Origin of the sequence: Pseudomonas brassicae (assembly GCF_010671725.1) — a bacterium.
In the GTDB taxonomy this organism is placed as follows: domain Bacteria; phylum Pseudomonadota; class Gammaproteobacteria; order Pseudomonadales; family Pseudomonadaceae; genus Aquipseudomonas; species Aquipseudomonas brassicae.
This window is the reverse complement of record NZ_JAAHBU010000603.1, coordinates 1-2,659: the sequence shown is the minus strand read 5'-3', so window position 1 is coordinate 2,659 and position 2,659 is coordinate 1. Positions and strand designations below refer to the sequence as shown.

The window sequence follows — 2,659 nt, the reverse complement described above, 5'->3', positions numbered from 1 at the left end:
CGCTGGGACAGTACTCACGCTTATTCAGAGGCTGTCATTTCCGAGAGCTTGAATAGGCAAGTTTTCGCCAATTTATTACGCGAACTACCCATGATAAAATAAGCTGGAGAACTTTAGAAGGAGACTATTCTGCCGGTCAGTTGGGGGACGAAAATACTTCAGGGAGATGAAATAGGGTTGCGATATATTTCAGATCTTCTGCGTCTCTCCCGAGATATTTTGGCGGCTCAAGCGTTAGAGGATGACAAAGATGCTTAAAGCATTTGTACCCGCATATGATATAGCCACTTATGAGAATGCTAGACTTGCCAGGCACTTGTTCCCCTATAGTTCAAATCTAATTGTTGGCGAAGACGCCACCCAGCAGGCGTTGTTTGATATTTTTAAACTGATTCACACTAAGTCTGTGCTATTGATGGGTCATGGAGGTGTAAATAGAGTTTATGGGCAAAATGATGAGCTTGCGATAGGTCTCGATGACGTTATGCTCAATAAAGAAGGTTTGCTCAGATTGAATGTGTTTGCGTGGGCGTGCAAGACTTCAAATGGAATAGGTACTGCCTTCCAACAGTCTGCGAACCTTCACTCACTATCAGGAAGCTGGTGGGGCTACAATGCCGCTATAACCGCCCCCAACCCTAAGGAGCTATCCGCTTTTCGAGAAATATTTACTCTTATAATAAATAGATTTCCTTCTGCATATAATGAGTCCACAGTTTCTAACTTTGGTTCGGAACTTAAAGAGTTGTGCGAGTCTCACCGATTGAGACTAATATCTTCCATGGCTCAGGGACGCACATACCGAGATTCGCATGAGGCGGCGGTAGCATTTCGGGAAATTTGGAGTTGTTTGGTGGTGCGGTTTCCAGATTTCACGTATCGACATCTAGAGGGGGAAATGCTGTCGCCAACTATTGCCGATATTTAGGCGAGAAGCAGACCCGATGCCGAAGGTCTGTTGTTGGCCGACTGCTGCCTGTCACGAAAGGCAGTAAACGATCCACTACAGCCTGTCGCGACAGGCTGCTTTCGACCCATAGCTGCCGCTCGATAGTTAACGATAACGACCGAAGCATTGACCGGGAGCAGGGCTCAATGCCAATCCTTGGGGTCGCTCTGGAATAATTCTAGTTCAAGCCGACGAAGCTCCTCAAAGCCAGAAGATCTAGTCTTGATCTCAATCCACGCCCGCGCGAATGCCGGTAGTTTTAGGTTCGCCTCAATTCCCTCCGACCAACTTTTCCATACATCCGGAGTAATTCGCCCATGCGCCCGGAGCGAAGTTTGTTCATTGGTCAAATCGACATAGCGATACAGCTCATCGAAGGCTTCTTCGTATTCAGAGTCAGTTAGGACCTCTCCCATTAAAGCCTTCTTCGGCAGCTCTCCGGCCAATTCGCGGTATTCCTTTCCCAATGAATCTTCAAACTGCAACTGCGCAATCTCACGACTCGTCTTTAACTGGTGTCGTGCGTACCATACGCCGATCGCAGCTACGCAGGCTGCAAGAGCCGAAACTGCGTTACCTACAGCGCTAACGATATCAGTTACATTTGACATGTTTCCCTCTTACTATAATAGTGCACTTATGAACATGCATTTAAAGCGCCGATACTTAAAACGTTGCAGTCAGCTTAACTTCAATGGGTGCCATTGTCGTCGAGTTCAGCCTATATTTATGCTGCGTGAGCGCCGTTATCAATCATGTTCAGAGAAACAAAGGATATCCCTAGTTGTGAGCCATGCCAGCTCCGATTGCAAAGTAGTCTCAGCAGGCAACGCGTTTTCTGCATCCACTCGGCAGGGCTTGCTCCATCGCTGTCAGGAAGCACGCACGGCTGCTCTACTTCCCTTACCGGCATATTCGATATCGGAGAAGACCATCTACTTATCCTTAAAGCTTACTGAGGTGGCTGAGCAGAGGCCACTTCAGCCACAGGTCGGTTACAAGTGCTGACTTGATCGGAGTTTCCCGTATTACATAGTGGATATGCCACTTGCTAGCAATGGGCTGCAATGGGCACGACCCGAGTATCATCGGGGGTCAAATAGAGTTTTGATCTGCGCTATTGGATAGTCGAGCCGATCACTGTAAAATGCTGCAAGCGTGCAATGTTCTTGTTGAGAGGCGTCTATTCTGTACGGGATGAATACACTCTCAATAGATAGTTCGATACTATTCGTAACTATAAGCATCAGCGCATGATCTTTAATAAGCAGTTTTTCTGAAAGAAGACGATATTTATTTTGGGGTTCAAATGCGGTATTAATGGGTTCGATCGTATCGTTGATAAACTGCAGGGCAAGTGCGCCAGGACGCTTACCTGTTAACTGTTTATTTAATGCTCGCTTGGATAATTTCTCAACTTCCGTCCAGATCCGGACATCTCCAGCGTACACAACCTAATACCTTTCAACCTGTCTTCTGGGCTATGACACGCTACGAAAGCAGCTACTGAGCCAGGTAGCGACTGCGCAGCGTTAACACACGCGTCCTCATCCATAGGGTCGCCAACCAAAGGACAGAAGTCTCAGAGACAGAGAATCCGGCGCATTCTAAATTGCTTCCCTTGGCTTCGATCTCGCTGGCTAAATTAACAACGAATGTCTGAAAGCTCTTTTCGTCCGTGGGCAACGGATTCAGCAGGTAATGGTCAAA

At 47.3% G+C, this 2,659-nt stretch carries 4 protein-coding genes; 1 reads left to right on the top strand and 3 read right to left on the bottom strand.

Features of this window, described 5'->3' with window-relative positions; translation table 11 throughout:
• The first annotated feature begins 250 nt into the window (after positions 1-250).
• Positions 251-928, top strand: a complete 678-nt coding sequence (locus tag G3436_RS26540; protein WP_143128224.1) for a hypothetical protein — start codon at positions 251-253, stop codon at positions 926-928.
• Positions 929-1,092: 164 nt separating this feature from the next.
• Here the strand turns inward: G3436_RS26540 and G3436_RS26535 are convergent, their stop codons facing one another.
• From G3436_RS26535 to G3436_RS28150, 3 genes are all read right to left on the bottom strand, one after another.
• Positions 1,093-1,560 (bottom strand): hypothetical protein, encoded by a 468-nt coding sequence (locus tag G3436_RS26535; RefSeq protein WP_163951313.1) that lies wholly within the window; start codon positions 1,558-1,560, stop codon positions 1,093-1,095.
• Positions 1,561-2,034: 474 nt separating this feature from the next.
• Positions 2,035-2,400 (bottom strand): hypothetical protein, encoded by a 366-nt coding sequence (locus tag G3436_RS26530; RefSeq protein WP_163951310.1) that lies wholly within the window; start codon positions 2,398-2,400, stop codon positions 2,035-2,037.
• A gap of 52 nt (positions 2,401-2,452) precedes the next feature.
• Positions 2,453-2,659, bottom strand: a 207-nt coding sequence (locus G3436_RS28150) for a hypothetical protein (RefSeq protein WP_243667349.1), incomplete at its 5' end; no start/stop codon positions are given.

What these genes read in the sequence shown, in the direction of transcription:
- G3436_RS26540 (WP_143128224.1), top strand. Translation starts at nt 251, where the DNA reads ATGCTTAAAGCATTTGTACCCGCATATGATATAGCCACTTATGAGAAT.
- G3436_RS26535 (WP_163951313.1), bottom strand. Translation starts at nt 1,560, where the DNA reads ATGTCAAATGTAACTGATATCGTTAGCGCTGTAGGTAACGCAGTTTCG.